The organism is Ochrobactrum sp. SFR4, from assembly GCF_019730395.1.
Taxonomy (GTDB): domain Bacteria; phylum Pseudomonadota; class Alphaproteobacteria; order Rhizobiales; family Rhizobiaceae; genus Pseudochrobactrum.
This window is the reverse complement of the sequence record NZ_JAAPBB010001197.1, coordinates 1-244: the sequence shown is the minus strand read 5'-3', so window position 1 is coordinate 244 and position 244 is coordinate 1. Positions and strand designations below refer to the sequence as shown.

Below are 244 nucleotides of genomic sequence, written 5' to 3'. Positions count from 1 at the left end.
AGCATCAGAGACGCAAATTCTTCGTCCGAGAATGGCTCGCCTTCAGCAGTACCCTGCACTTCAACAATACCGCCGCGACCGGTCATCACGAAATTCGCATCGGTCTGCGCGGTTGAATCTTCCGGATAATCCAGATCAATCACCGGTGTGCCTTCATAAATACCGCAGGAAATAGCAGCAACATGGTCTTTGAGTACCTTGTCGACTTTGACCATCTGGCGGGCTTCCATCCAGCGCAGGCAAT

The 244-nt window shown here is 52.0% G+C and carries 1 pseudogene; it reads right to left on the bottom strand.

Annotated elements, in window-relative coordinates:
* A pseudogene (locus HBA93_RS22835) lies at positions 1-244 on the bottom strand (ribonuclease PH); the annotation flags it as partial.